The sequence below is a fragment of the Microcystis sp. LE18-22.4A genome (assembly GCF_027531105.1).
GTDB lineage: Bacteria > Cyanobacteriota > Cyanobacteriia > Cyanobacteriales > Microcystaceae > Microcystis > Microcystis aeruginosa.
Genome location: NZ_JAPZRB010000013.1, coordinates 1 through 17524, shown reverse-complemented (window position 1 = coordinate 17524; position 17524 = coordinate 1). Strand labels below are relative to the sequence as shown.

The 17524-nt window shown below is 42.5% G+C and carries 17 protein-coding genes and 1 tRNA gene; 3 read left to right on the top strand and 15 right to left on the bottom strand.

Going from position 1 to position 17524, the window contains the following annotated elements; all coding sequences use genetic code 11:
• Window positions 1-384 precede the first annotated feature (384 nt).
• Window positions 385-2451 (bottom strand): pentapeptide repeat-containing protein, encoded by a 2067-nt coding sequence (locus O9295_RS00585; RefSeq protein ID WP_288030914.1) that lies wholly within the window; start codon window positions 2449-2451, stop codon window positions 385-387.
• 301 nt (window positions 2452-2752) lie between these two features.
• Here O9295_RS00585 and O9295_RS00580 point away from each other — a divergent pair, with 301 nt between their 5' ends.
• Window positions 2753-3190: a DUF29 domain-containing protein gene (locus tag O9295_RS00580; protein ID WP_045362217.1), complete on the top strand. Its 438-nt coding sequence runs from the start codon at window positions 2753-2755 to the stop codon at window positions 3188-3190.
• A 476-nt stretch (window positions 3191-3666) separates the two neighbouring features.
• Here the strand turns inward: O9295_RS00580 and O9295_RS00575 are convergent, their stop codons facing one another.
• The 3 genes from O9295_RS00575 to O9295_RS00565 form a co-directional block, all read right to left on the bottom strand.
• Window positions 3667-5010 (bottom strand): TldD/PmbA family protein, encoded by a 1344-nt coding sequence (locus tag O9295_RS00575; RefSeq protein ID WP_288030910.1) that lies wholly within the window; start codon window positions 5008-5010, stop codon window positions 3667-3669.
• 92 nt (window positions 5011-5102) lie between these two features.
• Entirely contained in the window at window positions 5103-5648 is a 546-nt protein-coding gene (locus O9295_RS00570; RefSeq protein WP_190722681.1) for a DUF456 domain-containing protein, read from the bottom strand.
• 2 nt (window positions 5649-5650) lie between these two features.
• Window positions 5651-7120 (bottom strand): TldD/PmbA family protein, encoded by a 1470-nt coding sequence (locus tag O9295_RS00565; protein WP_012266273.1) that lies wholly within the window; start codon window positions 7118-7120, stop codon window positions 5651-5653.
• A 184-nt stretch (window positions 7121-7304) separates the two neighbouring features.
• Here O9295_RS00565 and O9295_RS00560 point away from each other — a divergent pair, with 184 nt between their 5' ends.
• Window positions 7305-7769 (top strand): hypothetical protein, encoded by a 465-nt coding sequence (locus O9295_RS00560; RefSeq protein WP_002798136.1) that lies wholly within the window; start codon window positions 7305-7307, stop codon window positions 7767-7769.
• A 170-nt stretch (window positions 7770-7939) separates the two neighbouring features.
• On the opposite strand, the gene O9295_RS00555 is transcribed toward O9295_RS00560, so the two are convergent.
• From O9295_RS00555 to O9295_RS00545, 3 genes are read right to left on the bottom strand one after another with little or no spacing between them, the layout of a single operon-like run.
• Window positions 7940-9235, bottom strand: coding sequence for a DNA cytosine methyltransferase (locus O9295_RS00555; protein WP_288030906.1), 1296 nt, complete (start codon window positions 9233-9235; stop codon window positions 7940-7942).
• Between the two features lie 43 nt (window positions 9236-9278).
• Window positions 9279-9716, bottom strand: a complete 438-nt coding sequence (locus tag O9295_RS00550) for a PIN domain-containing protein (protein ID WP_288030904.1) — start codon at window positions 9714-9716, stop codon at window positions 9279-9281.
• A 2-nt stretch (window positions 9717-9718) separates the two neighbouring features.
• Window positions 9719-9940 carry a hypothetical protein gene (locus O9295_RS00545; RefSeq protein ID WP_002766724.1) on the bottom strand — a complete coding sequence of 74 codons (222 nt, stop codon included), beginning with the start codon at window positions 9938-9940 and terminating at the stop codon, window positions 9719-9721.
• Between the two features lie 571 nt (window positions 9941-10511).
• On the opposite strand from O9295_RS00545, the gene O9295_RS00540 reads away from it, so the two are divergent.
• Window positions 10512-10724 carry a DUF5615 family PIN-like protein gene (locus tag O9295_RS00540; RefSeq protein ID WP_149987155.1) on the top strand — a complete coding sequence of 71 codons (213 nt, stop codon included), beginning with the start codon at window positions 10512-10514 and terminating at the stop codon, window positions 10722-10724.
• A 60-nt stretch (window positions 10725-10784) separates the two neighbouring features.
• Here the strand turns inward: O9295_RS00540 and O9295_RS00535 are convergent.
• From O9295_RS00535 to O9295_RS00500, 8 genes are all read right to left on the bottom strand, one after another.
• A tRNA-Leu gene (locus tag O9295_RS00535) sits at window positions 10785-10869 on the bottom strand.
• The gene (locus O9295_RS00530) at window positions 10848-11735 is read right to left on the bottom strand and encodes a M48 family metallopeptidase (protein WP_002766727.1); all 888 of its coding nucleotides are present in this window, start codon (window positions 11733-11735) and stop codon (window positions 10848-10850) included. The genes O9295_RS00535 and O9295_RS00530 overlap by 22 nt, the downstream gene beginning before the upstream one ends.
• On the bottom strand, window positions 11728-12147 hold the full coding sequence (locus tag O9295_RS00525) for a tetratricopeptide repeat protein (RefSeq protein ID WP_002766728.1): 420 nt from the start codon (window positions 12145-12147) through the stop codon (window positions 11728-11730). The genes O9295_RS00530 and O9295_RS00525 overlap by 8 nt, the downstream gene beginning before the upstream one ends.
• Before the next feature lie 119 nt (window positions 12148-12266).
• Window positions 12267-13004, bottom strand: a complete 738-nt coding sequence (locus tag O9295_RS00520) for a sulfite exporter TauE/SafE family protein (protein WP_158199108.1) — start codon at window positions 13002-13004, stop codon at window positions 12267-12269.
• Window positions 13005-13035: 31 nt separating this feature from the next.
• Window positions 13036-13803, bottom strand: a complete 768-nt coding sequence (locus O9295_RS00515; protein ID WP_002782847.1) for a proteasome-type protease — start codon at window positions 13801-13803, stop codon at window positions 13036-13038.
• A 191-nt stretch (window positions 13804-13994) separates the two neighbouring features.
• A complete protein-coding gene (gene fabG / locus O9295_RS00510) occupies window positions 13995-14771 on the bottom strand; it encodes a 3-oxoacyl-[acyl-carrier-protein] reductase (RefSeq protein WP_288030917.1) in 777 nt (258 codons plus the stop codon).
• Window positions 14772-14912: 141 nt separating this feature from the next.
• On the bottom strand, window positions 14913-15812 hold the full coding sequence (locus O9295_RS00505; RefSeq protein WP_288030900.1) for a lysophospholipid acyltransferase family protein: 900 nt from the start codon (window positions 15810-15812) through the stop codon (window positions 14913-14915).
• A 215-nt stretch (window positions 15813-16027) separates the two neighbouring features.
• Complete coding sequence (locus O9295_RS00500; protein WP_288030899.1) at window positions 16028-16750, bottom strand: hypothetical protein; 723 nt, start codon at window positions 16748-16750, stop codon at window positions 16028-16030.
• Window positions 16751-17524: the final 774 nt, after the last annotated feature.

Sequence of the window (17524 nt, the reverse complement as noted above, 5' to 3'; positions counted from 1 at the left end):
TAGGGTCTGCTGAAAAAGTTTTTCCTGGGGGTAGGAGTCAGGAGTCAGGAGTCAGTAGCCAGTCGTTTCAGGCTTTGTTGCCCTTGTTTTTTGTACCAAGCGATGTACTACAAGAAGGATAATGCAAGGTTTTTGAAAGTCCCAATCCTATTTTCTTGCACTAACATCGGACTTTAACAGGTCAAAAGCCTTATTTTAAAAGGGTTTTACCATTATTCAGCAAGCCCTACCTATGCGGCTAATTATAGTTTAGATGGGGAAGGAGACAAGTTTATTGGGGTTACTAATAGGTTAGAAATGGCGCAAGTTTGGACTAAAAAAAAGTGCGACAAGTCGATGCTCTAGCCTCAACTGGGACTGCGCTAAAGCGCAACTACAAACCTATCAGAAGCCTAATGTTTTCAAAATTATCGGTAAGGCTTTTTGACAGGCTTGGGCAAGTTTGCTGGCAGGTTCCAAAGCTTTAGCAATTGTTTCGAGAAAATTAACCGCTCGTTGGGCTTTCTTTTGCAGTCCGGCATCATCAGGATTTTGACTAGCTTGGGCAATCTTTTTCACTTGGTTGGCGGCTTCGGCTTTTTCCTCTTCATCTAAATGGCTGTCAATTTCAATCGCCTGGGTTAGTTCTTGCAGTAAGGCTTTAAGTTGGGCATTTTCTGGGGAAGCATCGGCTGCAATTTGGTTAATGGTATTGGTTACATCGCCGATGATTTCGCCGAAATTGACGGCAGAATTATTAATATCGCGGATGGTAATATTTCGGGAACTGTCGTTACTATTGCTCATGGCTTTTGCCTCTACATGGATGGGACGGTTGGCGAGGGTTTTGGTAATTTCCATCATATCAACACTTTGTTGGCGATAGATGGCAATTTCTGTCTCTTTGGCGGTGAGTTGTGCCTTATATTGGGCTTCAATGGCTGCGAGTTGTAGTTGATAATTTTGGTTAAATTCTTGATGAATTTTCTCTTTATCAGTGTCGGGCGGTACATGGACTTTTACCACTATCACCCCATCTCCTTTATTGGCAATGCTCTGTATCTGAAGCGGCGTATCTTCATTCTGCACTTGTACTTCTTTTAAGGCGGCGATGAAAGCTTTCCAATCTACCCCATTGCGGAAAATGAGGTCAACAGTGTCGAACATTTCGGCAAATAATTTAGTAAATTCGCCCGGTTGAAATTCGCCACTACTGGGGCGGCGCTCTTTTTGCCCATTAAGCAAGTAAATATACTGGCAGTCCACCTCATCCAGTTGGGTGGTGGCATCAATATTCCAATTTTCCACGCAAGCACCCGTCAGGGTAGCATGGCGCAAATCGGCATTGACGGCGTTGACTTCGGTGAGGTTTGCCCCGGCAAGGTTGGCGTATTGCAAGCTGGCTTCACTGATATTCGCTAGGCGCAAGTTGGCAGCTTGCAGGTTTGCCCCCTCCAGGTATGCCCCCCGTAAATCGGCTTGGGCAAAGTCTTTTCCGCTTCCGGTGCGGGAATCAATCAGAAATTCTCTAATTTGGGGATTGGCTAATAAGGTATGGCCGGGGCGGGCTAATTCCAATTTAATTGCTTGTTTAAAAATTGTTTTATTCAAGATTGCCTGATTAAAATTGGTACTTTTTAAGGTGGCTCCTGTAAAATCTGTTGCGGTTAAATTGGCTTGAAAAAAGGATGTGCCACCAATAGCAGCAAAGGCTATCACAATTTTACGCAACCAAGGATCGCGGTGTTCTTGTTTAAGGGTCAACCAACCGAGCCAACAGAAAAATAATGTCAAGGCTACGGCTCCGGCTACGGCTCTGGCTAGGGCTACGGCTCTGGCTAGGGCTACGGCTCCGGCTCCGGCTACGGCTCTGGCTAGGGCTACGGCTCCGGCTCCGGCTCCGGCTCCGGCTCCGGCTACGGCTCCGGCTAGGGCTACGGCTACGGCTCCGGCTAGGGCTACGGCTCCGGCTCCGGCTACGGCTACGGCTACGGCTACGGCTAGGGCTCCGGCTACGGCTACGGCTAGGGCTACGGCTACGGCTACGGCTCCGGCTAGGGCTCCGGCTACGGCTACGGCTCCGGCCAAAATATTTTTACGCCAAGTGACAGCGCAAAAACAGATGAGAAGAATTAAGATTGACCAACCAATAACTTGGTTTTGTGTATTGGATGAATCAAAAATTAAGCCCACCAGATAACCAGCCATGGTGGAGAAATAACTCGAAAACAGAATTAACACCAAAGCCAACCCCAGCAAAATCACCAGCCACCGCTTCGGCAATCCCGCCTTCGCCCCAGCAAACTTCGTCCCCGTCAAATTCGCCCGACTAAAATTTGTCCCGCGTATATCACAACCACTGAAATCCGCCCCCGCTAAGTCCGCACTGCGAAAGTTACCACCCCGCAAGGATTCCCCCCGGAAATCCCGCCGCCCGTTTTTGTACTGTTCAATAACTGCCGCTGCCTTCATCGCCTACGAAATTGCCATACTATGCCCTCAATCTTACTACAAGTCAGAAAGCGGGTTTCTTGAGAGAATCCGATTGACACTCCCACCCCAGCGCTTCGGGATTCTTGGTTCAACGAGTCCACGTTCAAAAACCTGGCATTTTTATGGGCAATCGCCTCAGTTTCCACACCTCACGTTCTAGAATATATCTGAATTTCCCCCATAGATATCTACTACAATAGCCGAAAAACCCTATCTATCAATGGATACACCCATTAACCTTTCTTAATCTACTAAGTAATTTTCTATGGAGAGTTAAATTATGTCGTCAACTGCCTACGAAACTGATTATAATCAATGGCTAAAAGAGACGGTAAAACAGTTACGAGAGCGCAATTTTGATCAGGTGGATTTGGATAATTTAATTGAAGAAATCGAGAGTATAAGGAAAAGTGATAGACGAGCTTTAATGAGTCTGGTAACCCGTCTTATCGAACAGCTTTTAAAGCTGGCTTATTGGCAAGAAGAAAAAAAACGGTCAGGTAATCATTGGGCGGCAGCAATAGTCAATTTTCGCGCCCAAATTCAGCATCGTTTAGAAGATAGTCCCAGCTTACGGCCAGAATTAGCAGCTATGTATGATAAAGTTTATCCAGTGGCGATTAAATCAGTTTCTCAGCTTTTTTCCCTCAATTCAGACGCTCATATATCCCTCGAACAAACATTAGATGATAATTGGTTTCCCCCGGCTGAAAAATAGTTCTTAATTAGGAGTAATACTAAAGCTGAATAAATGTGAAATATAAACGAGATAAGGGTTTTAGTGTCCTGTTTTGCCCCCACAGGTGCAAGATTTTGAGAGAATCGTGGTTCAAAACCTTGGGTCTTCATCGGCCCGCGTCCTGTAGGGGCGAAGCATTCGGGCAATAACCTATGGTGAAACCGTAGATTTTCTATCCGAATGCTTCGCCCGTACTTTTTGCCGCAAACCCTAATCAGTTTTTAATAACCAGATTTATACTAAATCCGTTGAGTAACGCACAGAAAACGGGTTTCTCGGAGAAACCCGTTTTCTACTCATGCAAAAGACAAAAGGGAGAATCGATAATCAGTCTTTAATAACTGGATTTAGTGTAATTTGGATAGTCAACAGCTTACCCACGACTATAAAATTAGCATCCATCTTGCGGGGGTATTACCCTTGTTAATACCCCCTATTTTTGGTCCGATATAGTGTTAAGCTTCTCCTGTGATTGATAAACCCGCTACCCAAACGTAGGGACAAACACCACTGGGAGTAATAACTGCTTCCGGTTCCAGATAAACAATCGATTTCAGCAGTGTTAAAATATCCCCGGCTACGGTAGCGGAATCGATGCTAACGCGCTCATTTTTGTTCACTAACCAACCATCAAAGGGCAAAGAGAAGGAACCTTGTAGAGAATTAACTCCTGCATGAAGTGCCTGTAAACTATCAATTAACACCACATTTTCTGCTGTTTCCAAAGAATAGCTTTTTGGTTGATTAGCACTAGCAAAAACGTGATAAAAATGGGGACTAACCGTTACTTTTGCCCCAATGTTACCGTTGCCAGTCGGTTCCGTATTCATCCGTTTAGCGGTAATCGTGCTATGGAGAAAATTACTCAAAATCCCCTCTTTTATTAATTCCACACGATGGGTGGGAGTGCCTTCACTATCAAAAGTTTCTGCGGCAACATTAGCTGGATGGAGGGCATCATCACACAAATTTAAGGCCGTAGCGGCGATTTGTGTTCCCAAAGATTCAGGAGTAGAAAGACTCTGTTTATCAAGGACATTTTGGGCATTAAACAGATTAGAAAATGCTCCCATTAGACTCAAAAAGGCCCGGGGGGCAAAAACCACTAAATATTTACCCGTGGTAATCGGTTGATAGTCCAGATGGCTAACAGTTTTGGTAATCGCTTCCTCGATGCAACCATCGATATCTAATTTTTCCAGTCCCGGACTCACCCGAAAAGCACCAGCGCTGCGGGGTTTTTTGCCTTCCTGTTCGGTTTTGGTGTATAAATACACACTGGCATAACTACGCGCTTCCTGACGCATTGCCCCGTCGCTATTGAGATAAAAACGTCTGACCTGCTGTTGTCCCAAACCGTTATAGGGAACACTGGCAATAGCCGGATGGGCCGCTAGTAAGGATTTTTCGGCGGCTAATAACTTATCGATGAGAGTGGATACAGCTGCTTGATTATACATTTCGCTGGCCACTTCTGTGGTAGGTGCAGTGGCGGCAGGACTAAAATCGGGGACATTTTCCTTAACACCAAAAAAGCTGGCTTCTTGGGCGGTTTTCAGGGCTAATTGCAGTCCCACCGGGTCCACATCGGTGGTAGAGGTGACACCGACTTGATTATCCCGATTCCAGACGCGAACGATAACGCTGGAACGATTGGAAGCTTGTACCTGTTTGGGTTCCCCTTGAAACACATCCACATCGGTTTCATCCACAGAGGAACCATAGATGTCGTATTTAGCAATTCCTAAAGCTTGGGCGCTAGAATTAGCGATTTGGGCGATATCTTCAACTTTTGGCATAGATTTTTTTTGGTGTTGGACGATAGTGATAGGGAAGTGGGGGAATGGGGGAATGGGGAAATTTCAAATAAAATCCCAACATTCAACATCTTCTAACTGATAACTGAAGAGAGATTGGGCCAAGTGGTGACAATAAAGACGATAACGGCGGCCGTGGCCAGCATAGCTTTGGCAACGTGACCGATAACCGTGCCGACGACGATACCGACACAGACTTTTAGGGATTGTTGCAAACGGGGGGTTAATTCCAAATCGCGACGATAGGCGTATTCTCCGACAAAAGCCCCGACCACAGGACCGACAAATAAGCCGATAATTGGGCCGCCAATGGGTAAAGCCGGTAAAAGCCCGAATATTCCCGCTAATAAACCCACTACTAGCCCGATTTGACTCCAATTGCTCGCCCCAACTTTTTGGGCGCCGAGATAACTAGCGAGGAATTCCACCCCCAGACTGAGGAGAAGGATAACAAAGGCCACGGCTAAAGCGACCCCCATCCCCGCGAATTTGGTGACGAAACCCCACACCAGCATGGCGATTAAAATCAAACTCATGCCGGGGACAGCGGGCAGCAGTTCGCCAATTATTCCCACTATCATGATGGCAATGAGGAAATAGTAGAGAATTACTAAAGTCATGATTAACGACCGCCAACGGTAATAGAATCGACTTTTAAATGGGGTTGACCAACGGTGACATAAACGCTACCACTGACGGAACCGCAAAAACCCGCCGCTAGTCCTAAATCTTGGGAACACATAGAGATTTTATTCATAATCTCCTTGGCTGAACCGATTAAAGTCGCGCCTTTCAGGGGTTTAGTCAGGTTGCCGTTTTCGATAAGATAGGCCTCCTCGACGGCGAAATTAAATTCCCCGGTCGCCCCCACACTACCACCGCCCATTTTTTTGCAATAAATGCCTTTATCGATGGAATTAAAGAGATTATCGAGGGTATATTCCCCAGGTGCGATGTAGGTATTCCGCATCCGACTAGCGGCGGCATAGGTGTAGTTTTGACGGCGACCGCTACCCGTGCGCGGATGACCGGTTTTAATTGAACCGGTGCGATCGGCAATGAAGTTTTTTAGGATACCATTTTCAATTAGGAGAGTACGCTGGGCCGGCATTCCCTCATCGTCCATATCGATAGTACCGAAAGCTTTATCGGATAATCCTTCGTCCCAAGCCGTCAGGTTTTCGTGGGCGATTTTTTCGCCTTTTTTATCGAGAAAGGGCGTGGTTTTTTGTTCAATTTGCGTAGTTTCTAGCAAATGGCCGCAGGCTTCGTGGAAGATAACACCGCCAAATTCATTGGCCATGACGATGGGATAACTGCCGGATTCTACATAGTCAGCGTAAAGCATTTTACCCGCCGATTCGGCCACTTCTGCCGCCGATTCCTCGGCATTCCACGTCCGCAGAAAATCGGGATTACTGGTACTACCCACCCGTTTACCAATGCTAGAACGATTAGTCCCATCGGCACAGAGGAGATTATAGCCCACCGATTGGGTGAGGCGAATATCCCGGGCAAAAGTGCCATCACTAGCGGCAACTAAAATTTCTTGCCAATCGCGAAAATAAGCGGCGCGACGAGATTGGACGTGAGAGGCTTTCTGATTGAGTTGAACGTTAGCAGTTAGGAGAATATCACCCATTTCTCGCAAAGAACTGCAATTATTCAGCCAAATATCTTTATTTTTGACCGTGGCATAATCCCGGAACATTTCCAGATTGATTTCGGGAATATATGCGTTAGGACTGGGTAGGTTTAAACCGAGAATCGATAAACCTTTTTCTAGGGCATTTTTTAAGCCTTGGAAGCTTAAATCGTTGGTACTGACATAACAATCAGCTTTACCGCGAAAAAGGCGGATTCCTGCCCCTGTAGATAGTTTCGGTGAGAGACTGGTGATGGTGTCATCTTCGGCTAAACAACTGATATAGTTGACTCTTTCGAGGAAAAATTCGATAAAAGTTGCCCCGGCAGCCCGTCCCAGTCCCAGAAGAGTGGACAAAGGGGCCGCCCAAGAGCTATCAAAGCGCTCCAGACTAGGATTATATTTCAGGGTGGGGAGTTCTTTGGAGATGAGTAGAGTGGGTGACATAAAGCTCGTTTATCAGTTAATCTGCTGGTTTCTAGTCTAACAGTTCTCAGTTTTTTCCGTATTGGGATGCGTTAGCGCCGCCCAACCCAGCTAAATTTTTCTCCTTCATATCTCTTAATAAAAACCTTGATTCGATCGCTCATCGCCCGCAAGATTAAATAAAGAGCGACTCAGGATCAAAATAATGGCCACAGCGACACAATTCTTAAACATTTCTGACTTGACAAAAGATGATTATTGTGTATTCGGTTTAGCGATTTGTTTTCTCAAACAGGAGGGAGAATTAGAAAAAGTGGCGGTGTTAGAACCGATTCCCTCGGCGGCCCTAGAGGCAATTGTCAAAGGAATTCCCACTTCCTACGAATTTGCCCGCGCCATGAGTTTAGGAGAGGTATTTCAGGACGATAATCCTCAAATACCCAGTAATTTCCCCGATAATGCCCAATTATGCGAGAATTTTGTCGAAAGGGCGATTGCGGCCACTCGCACCTATAAAAATCAACCCCACCTGCAAGGGTTAATCCCCTTGGGCAGCCAAAAAGACGATTTAAACTTTTCCCTAGAGAAAAAACGCATCTTGAATGCTGTTCATGTGGTGCGGACGGAGGATAACGTCAAACAACATTCTCATACCCATAAGGTTTTGTAATCAAGGTGAGTTCGGGTTAGGGAAATTTTGCCGTTTTCCCTGATTCCGAACTCAGGTTATGGCAGTTATCTTAAGGGTGAGGTGCAAAGTTGTGATTTTGAGGAGTCGGTCGTCAGGAGATTATTTTTATTTATTCTCCCCACTTCATAATTGATAATTAGCAGAAATTATTAAGGCAATGCTACACATAAATTTTTGCTGACTGAATAAATATCTTCAAACAAATAATCCCATTGATGTTCTAGGTGTCTAGCAATATGGTAAGCAAGCAAAGGTGGCACAGCATTACCAATTAATTTGTAACCATCCGTAGCCGAAAGTGAATATTTTTCATCTCCCTTGTTTTGTTGACGCACAAATTCAAAATCATCGGGAAAAGTCTGTATTCTCGCACATTCCCGCACAGTTAAACGTCTCATTTTTAACCCTGCTTCTAACTCATTAACTATCTTTCCCCCTAATTCTAAAGATAATCTCCTAAATTCAATATTACCGTGATGTTCCGAGCGAATAGTCGGACCTAAACCCTGTAAATTAACCTCGATTTGTCCCTGAGTTTTACCATAATATTTAGCTTTTGAATAACTTTTTTGTGAGAGGTCAAATAACTCATCTTCTGGTTCTTCTAAACCTGATAATATCTGACCCACTGTACTGTAAGTTTTAAGAGGATATATTGACTCAAACAGATTTAATTGATGCTTAATAACTTTATGGGTTGGATGCGGAAAAAGATCATTATTTTCTAGATGTGCTATCGCTGTCGCTTTTAAATAGGTTTTATTTAAACCGATAAAGATAATTCTTTCCCTAGTTTGGGGAATTCCGTAATCGGGAGCAAAGAGAAGTTTAGGGATAACTATATATCCATCTTTACCAATGGCACTAAAATCATCTTCAATTATATCTTTAACATTGGCCAAAGAGATTAAACCTTTGACATTTTCAGCAATAAAAACTTTAGGTAAGGTTAATTCAATAACTCTTTTCATCCAATAATAGAGTTTCCCGCGATTGTCCTGAAAACTATCTTCACTCTCGTCTAGTAGTTTACCCCTGTGACTTTTGTGAGAATTAAACCCCTTTCTTTTTCCTGAAACACTAAAATCTTGACAGGGAAAACCTCCCGTTACTACATCGATATTACTGGGAAAGTGAAACTCTCCTTTTTCTGCTTGTTTGACTAAATCTACAATACTCCCCAAGTGAAATACATTCTTTTTACCCCTTTTTTCAAAGTAGGGAATCCAAGCATTATGGGCAGCTTTAGTTATATCATTAGCAAAGACAGTTTCAAAAGTAGTGCGCGGTAGTTTTAGCCATGGTTCCCGTCTTTCTACTATCCAATCTCGATGAATATTTTCATTAACACAGTCTTGGTGTACCCAAAAACCTCCCTCTAATCCTAAGTCCATTCCCCCGCAGCCAGAAAATAGAGATAAAACTCGCTTTTGTTGCCTATTCATCACTATTGATTAAATGAGTAATTTAATAATATCATACTGATAATCAATTCGATCGAAAGGGATTAATTAAAGTTAGTTGATTGGATATTATTAACCCATCCTGCATATCTTCAGAGTAAAGAAGACTAGCATCGGATGCTAAGGCACTAGCTACAATTAAACTATCCCAAAAAGAAAAACTGTATTGAGTGCGGAGTTCAGAGGCTCTTAAAATAATATTGCGATCAAGTTGAATAACAACACATCCATCGTAAAATTCTTGGATAATTTCTCTAATTTGAACTTCACTTATTTTAGCTTTTTTGGATAAAACAGCGCAAACTTCATTAATAATTTGCGTACTGATTAAGATATTTTCCCTGCTAGTTAAAGCGTTCGCTAGATTGTGTTTTCGCATTTCTTCAGCATCGTTACACTCTGGGTCTATTAAAAGACGGTATAGCCAGATATTAGAATCACAAAAATAAAGAGAATTGGTCATAATTATAGCTGATGAATTTCTTCCCGATTTAATTGACGAATACCTTTAACAGCAACGGGATTTTGAGTTAATTGGGCAATGATTCCAGTGGTTGATATTTTTTTATTTTGTTTGATCACAATAACTTGAACTTCGCTGTCTTCCCTCAAGTCCTGTTGGTATTCTTCGGGAATTTCGATAATACCTTGTTTGATTTTGGCTTTAAATTCCACTGCATTTAACATATTGTTGCTCTCGATCGACTGTCTATAGGATTAATTATAACAAACTTTGCTTAGTCCCAACAGTTCCTTCGGAGCAAAAGTCTGGGGATTGGCATTGAAACTATTCTTTATCAATAGATTTATTGCGCTGGTACTCCCGAAGAAATCCCGAAGATTTATCCTTCCCTGAGTTGAGAACAAGTTTAGGCGACAATTTTATCTTATCTCCACAACCAAGCATAAGTTAAGCAATACATAGGGTTTGCTGAATAAATCTAAAAACCTTGTTGGATAAGACTTTTCGACCTTTTTGAAATCCAAAAGTGCCTGGCATGGGAGTGATCAGGGGGAAATTCAGGTACTTTTTCCCTGAAAATTAGGTAATTGACCCCCTCAAAATCGGTAAAACCCCACACCCCACACCCTACACCCTACACCCTGCTTCTAGGAAAAACTTTTTCAGCAGACCCTACATAGCTGATGGGTGAGAATGGGGTCAAAAAATGCGTGAGTAACCAAAACAAAATCCTTCGACTGTCGTACAGAAATTAATGAAAATTAAAGCGGAAAGACAAGCAAAAAGGCAAAGTTTATGATGTTGCAATATCTGATGGATGACAATATTGACCCATTTTATGTTAAGCAATTACGGAGAAAAAATAGAGATTTAGTGGTTTGGGCAATCGGAGAACCCAATGCACCAGAAAAGGAAACATTAGACCCAGAAATTCTGACCTGGTGTGAGATAAATAATTTTATTCTTAATACAGGTATGAGTATCAGGATAAAAACTAATCAAATCTAAACTAGGCTAATATTCTGGGATATTTCTAGACCATAATAGCCAGAAATTACTGTAATTTGATGGGCGGAGTCGGACTCGAACCGACATGAGGGGCTGCCTCGCCACATTTTGAGTGTGGTGCGTCTACCAATTTCGCCATTCGCCCTTGGCATTAGCTTTATCATTATAACCCATTTTTGGCCCCTTTAACAAATTGTGATAATCGGGGGAACTAGCCCAACGATCGATTTCTCGCGCGCGCAGGACGGGGAGGGGATGGGTTAACTGTTGGGTTTGCAAACCCTTTAACATTTCGCCCATTTCCGAGGCGCTGACGGCATCGTAGGACTTGGCCTGATCGATAAAAGCCTCTAAATTTAATAAAGGTGCGAGACTGGGGGAACCTCCGGCTAACTTCATTAACACCGACATGACGATTTTTGGGTCTTGAACTGCCAATAAAGCCGCTCGATCGCAGCTAAACTCGGCGCAGCGCACCCAGGCTAACATTCTCTCCTGTAGGGATCGTGCTAACATTGTCCCCCAATTGGGCAGTAATCCTGCCGCTAGGACCATAATATTGGCTAAAGTCAGATAAACGCCGTGTTCACATTTGAGATGACCTAATTCGTGGGCGATTACCGCTTGAATTTCCGCGGGAGTCAGCATTTCGATTAGGGAAGTGTGCATCACCATAAACGGTTTTTTGCCGCGCATGGCGAAGGTATAGGCGTTAGGAACGGGGTTTTGTTGAATGTATAATTGAGGTGGTTCTAAGTCGAGAATTCGGCAAGCTTCTAGGAGTAGATTATGCAGGTCGGGTAATTGTTTTTCTCCTACCAAAACACTAGCAGCAATATTATTTAAGTAAAAGAATTCCTCAGCGACGGAACCTAATAAACTTCTCACGGCTATATCTAACCCAGGCAATTGTTTGAGGGAATTAGTTGCCTCTAAGTCGATGGGATGCCGAAAATCATTGGCTTTTAAGCCGAGTAATAACTGTTTTGATAATTCCATATTCTTATTCATTTAACCAAGCTTTGACGCGTTCTAAACTTTTCCAATCGGGTTTTCTAGCCAAACCATCGGCGATATTTTCATCCACTTCTTGGCGAACTTCTTTGTTTAAACTAACTAATTGTTGCACCAGTTCGATATGTTCCCTAACTCCGGCGGTTTTGGTTTCTAACATAGCTAAAACCAAATTGATCCGGTTTTGGGGGGAAACTTTATCGAGTTTAACGGCTTTTTGGGCGGCTTTTAGGGCTAATTCCGGTTTATCGGTGAGCATATATAACCAAGCTAAACAGGACCAAACGGCGGCATTTTTCGGACTGCGATCGCTTAATTGTTTAAATTCCGGCAATAAACTGGCGGCGCTTTCTCCCTGTTGGTAGCGTTCTAAACCTTGTTCGAGGGTAAAATTGGCGGTTTCTGTCATTTTCAGTGGCGGGGTTAATCAAGGAGCAAATTTAACGGTTATCGCTGTATTACACGGGGTTAATACAATTCACCTTTATCTAGTATTCTAGCAAAATTTGTCCCCTTGTCAGCAAAATTTTAAAAGACGATGCCGCGTTCTCGCCAGATCATCAATAAGCCACTCATCGAAACGAATAACATCACTGCTTGTTTAAATTGTTGGGGACTCATTTTTTCTAAAACTTTTTGTCCTAACCAATTGCCCGGCCAGGCCGCTAATCCTAATAATAAACCGTAACCGAGAAAAGGCAGATGTAAAACTCCAAAGGCTGCGTAGGCGATTAATTTGGCCACATGAACTACTACCATGTGAACGGATTTCGTTGCCACCATTGGTTCTTTAACTAGCCCATAGTTAATATAAAACAGGTTCATCATCGGGCCGGTACTACCGACTAATCCTGAGAGGAAAGCGTAGATAAATCCCGAGGGCATAAAATACCAAGTTTTAATCTCAAAAAAAGGATTTTCTTCTTGGGGAAATAATTGTTTAAGCGAGGAGAAAACCAGAAAAATTCCCAAAACTAGCGGCAACCATTTGAATTGTAAATGGGCAAAGACAAAAGCGCCGAGGGTAGATCCCATAATTGCCCCGGGTAGATACCACACCGTCGAGGGCCAGTCAATGGCGCGCCAATACATTCCCATGCGTTGGACGTTACCGAGTAGCATCCCCGTGGTTAAAACTGGAGGAATGACGGCAGCATCGAGAAACCAACCTAAAACGGGGAGTAGAATCAGGGGGCTGCCCCCACCAGCAAGGCTACTAAAAAACCAAGCTAGACTACCTGCCAACATCAAGGTAACAATGATCATCGAGTTGTAAAGTTAAGTTAAAAAGAGTTACTTAATCTATTATGATATCTTCTTTGGGGTCTTCATCGGTATAATGCCATTCCACATTGGGCATAGCCTCGAAAGCTTGCCGGACGTAATCCTCCCAGAGTTTCCGCATTTTAGCTAGGTAGGGATCTCCTAGACGCAATTGTAACTTATGACGTAGGCTTAGGCTATTAGCTTCATACATACTCAAATAGATGGGCGGTCCGACGGAAATATTCGATTTCATGGTCGAATCGATGGAAAGTAAGGCACATTTGGCCATTTCCTCTAGGGGTGTATCATAGGTAATAGTGCGATCGAGAATCGGTTTACCGTATTTAGTTTCACCTATCTGTAAAAAGGGCGTTTCTTTGGTGGCTTGAATATGATTTCCTTGGGGATAAATCAGGAATAATTGCGGTTCTTCTCCTTTAATTTGTCCCCCAAGAATAAACTTACATTTAAAATCAATATTATCTTTTTCTAGCCAAGTTCTTTCCCTAGCTTGTACTTGACGACTTTTATCACCGATATAGTGGGCGATATCGTAGAGATGAGTCAGAGAATGGAGATTTTTATCCTCTTGATTGTGCAGATCTCTTTTTAGTTCGTGAATCACTCCTTGGCTAATCGATAAATTCCCCGATGTACAGACCATAATTACTCTTTCTCCCGATACCGAAAAGTCAAATAATTTCCGATAGGCCGAGATATAATCGACTCCCGCATTCGTGCGAGAATCCGCCCCCATAACAATGCCAAAACGATTGATAATTCCTAAACAGTAAGTCATTTTCAGTAATCAGTAAACAGTAATTAGTAAACAGTAATCAGTAAGCAGTAAACAGTAATCAGTAAGCAGTAAACAGTAATTAGTGAAGAGTGAAGAGTGAAGAGTGAAGAGTGAGCGGTGAATAATATCATTTAAAGCTTAAAACTTAAAACTTTAATCTGATAACTAATCACTGATAACTGATAACTGAATTAAGCCATAACCATACCACCATCGACGTTAAAGACTTGACCAGTGATATAAATAGCGGCGGGATCGGCGGCTAAAAAACGCACCATTCCGGCAACTTCTTCCGGTTTTCCATAACGGGAGAGGGGGATATATTTGAGAATTTCATCTGCTTTGAGGTCATTAGTCATATCGGTTTCAATAAAGCCGGGGGCCACGGCATTAACAGTGATGCCTCGACTGGCAAATTCTTTGGCTAAAGTTTTCGTTAAACCGATAACACCGGCTTTAGCGGCGCTGTAATTAGATTGACCCGGATTACCCATCAAACCGGATACAGAAGTGATGTTAATTATGCGGCCGCTTTTCTGTTTTAACATCAATTTACTGACGGCGCGAGTGCAGAGAAAAACTCCGGTTAAATTGAGATCGATGACCGCTTGCCAGTCTTCTAATTTCATTCTTAACATCAGGGTATCCCGGGTAATACCGGCATTATTAACTAAGACATCAATATGACCGAATTTTTCTTTGGTACTGTCCACTAAATTATCCACTTCTTCGCTTTTAGCCACATCTGCTTGTAGAGCTATTGCCTTTCCCCCGGCCGCGGTAATTTCTTCGACAACGGCATCGGCAGCACTGCTAGATTTAGCATAGTTCACCACTACAGTAGCACCCTGGCTGGCAAATTCCAAGGCGATCGCTTTACCGATCCCTCGCGAGGCCCCGGTTACTATGGCTACTTTGTCTTGTAAATGCTGGCATTCTGCGGGTAATAGTTTCATAATTTTCTGCATTCCCCAAATAATCGTCAAATCTCAAGAGAAAACTCTGTACTGATAACTTTGCTCAAAACACTTCATTATCTCACAAGCGGGTTAATCTGACCGCAGCAATCCTCAAGCGCGATCGCTCTGTCCCCACTTTCCTCTATAGTATCAGGGAGAATTGGCTGCCACTAATTGATCGAGTTGCTGCTGCATCAAATAACAGACTTTCTCATAACATTCGCGTACATAACGGCGGTCTCGGGCTGCTTTTTTGCCGTAACGTTCAAAAATAATTGGGGGACAAACCCGCGTCTGTATCGATACGGGTAAGGGAATATTCGGCAAGGGACCGATAGCTAGTCCCCAGGGTAAACCGAAATAGATGGGACAGGTCCCGGGGTCAATACCGAAAGGCCAAGGCATACCCTTTTTATGCAATTCTTTTAATTGAGGATAAATATCTTCGAGGACAAACAGAGTCGAGTGAGCGCCGTGGGAAATGGCGGGAATAATCGGCACTTCGTACTGTAAAGCTAGTTTAACAAAAGCTTGATTACCGGCAAAATAAATTTTATTTCTTAAACTGTGGGGACGGAAAACATCCGCAGCACCTCCGGGATAAATGAGGACACTAGCGCCACTATTTAAAGCAGCGATCGCCATTTTCGGATGAGCATGAATGGCCCCCATTTGGGCCACTAGATGCGCTTGGGATGGAAAAACTTGCCAGACTCGCGAATCCATCAAACCATAGACTAAGCGATCGCTGCCAAAGCGTTGAAACCAATCATACATCATCATAAACATATCGGGAGCCGCTAAACCGCCGTTATGGGAGCCGATGAATAATACCTGTCCTGAGGGGGGAATATTTTCCCAACCATCGGTTTTAACCCGAAAATAATGGTGATAAAACCAATCCAGAAGGGGGACAAATTTTTCGATCACTTGCGGATCCCGATCCTCTAATGACCAACCGGTGAGGGTATCAACAGGGGCCTTGGCTGCTTGTAGGGATAATTCGGCAAAAGTCGCCGTAGATGAGACAAAAGAGCTAAAAATCTGCATTGATGCCAAGGGGATAATTTAATCGCATCTTATTATAGTCTAAATATTTTCTTAACGATGGTGAACCACTGTTTTTAACCTTCTTATTAACGACTTTGTATTATATCTGGAATTAATACTTTCTGCTTTTATCGACCCGATTAAGTTCCTTATAAATGTAAAATAGCGTTAAACTAGCTATAATTTTTGATACAGTATTAACAGGATTTGTTTAATTAAAAAACCTGCCTTTTGATGATTGACATTGAATCAACAATTTCACCAAATCTTTCGTGTTTGATTCTGATTCTTTCTCTGACTCGATAAACTTGGCCATTGCTAGAATTAAAAATATCATAAATAAATGATGTTTCTGTTAGATCTTGACCGTAAACAGAACACTTAAAAGCAATTTCTAATGAAGAAATAAAGCCTCTATATTCGACCAACTCTTCTTCTTGACAAGCTTTTATATAAGATAATTTATCGGATTTTAGATCGTATGTGAAATATCCAGTATTTACTGAACCCCAGTTATTAGCTAAATAGTATCGAGCTAAAATATAATTATTTTTTATATCGAAAGATATGGGTGTGAATATCATATATCTAGGAGGTTTTTCTGAACGTAATTCAATCTTTTTTATTTCATTATTATTTTCAATAACAATCTTAATAGATAGAGTTTCCCTGTCCGTTGCTGGTTCACAAAATCCCAATGTATTTGTTTGATCTTCATCTTTTCCTATTCTTCTTAAAAACCCTTCAAAATAAACTTTTGTGCTAGAGTCATTTGATGCTAATTTTTCTGATTGATATACCAATTCAACTACTCGATTACAATTATCTCCTTCCAAAGCTCGAATAGGAAAAGAAGCCTCATTCTGAGTATATCCATGACTAACCGTCGATAAAAAAAACGTCATAAATATTGCATTGCTCAAAATAGTTTTGTTCATATCATCTCAAGACAAATGTTTTTTCCTATTGATTAAGATAATATTTGAAGTTTTTTATCTAAGTGTTAATAATGACTGGTTGTGGTAATTGTAACACAGACAGACACCAAAGACAACTACTATAAAATAACTTTACATTTCTTTTATCACTTTTGGAAAATGCTATGCTTGTAGATAAGACAAAAGAACTAAAAATCTGCACTGATGCCAATTGGATAATTTAAGCGCATCTTATGATAGTCTAAATATTTTCTTAAAGATGGTAGTAGGAAAGAGCGGCTACCGTGAGAGAGTAGTATCCATCGTCTCGGTCTTGAGCGGGATGTACTGCCATTCTCATCGGATGGGGATTTCTGCCATGTCGAACCTGTTTGGGGTGAAGATGTCTTTATGGTTAAAAGACCGCAGGGGACGCACCTTGTCAGACGAGGACATATGACACTATCCTTATGATAGTAGTAACCTGAGCCGAAACCATGAAATTAATGCAGTTAATCGATACTGCTATACTCGGTTTCCCAATTGAGTAATGAGTAATTGGTGCTTTAACACTTTAGAGGAATTAGAAGTCAAAGTAGATAAATTGTTTAAGAAGTAACACCCTGGAGGGTTGCTTCTCTCACGGGATTTCGCTTCATCGGAAATTTTGGGTCTGAAACCCCGCCGTTCTAGGTTGGCTTTACGTTAGAATTAAAAAGCCAGTCTCGAAAACCAAGTGGACGGCGCAGCACCTTGAAAACTCGGCTTAGGGGGTTCCGACCAGAAAAGCTTGGC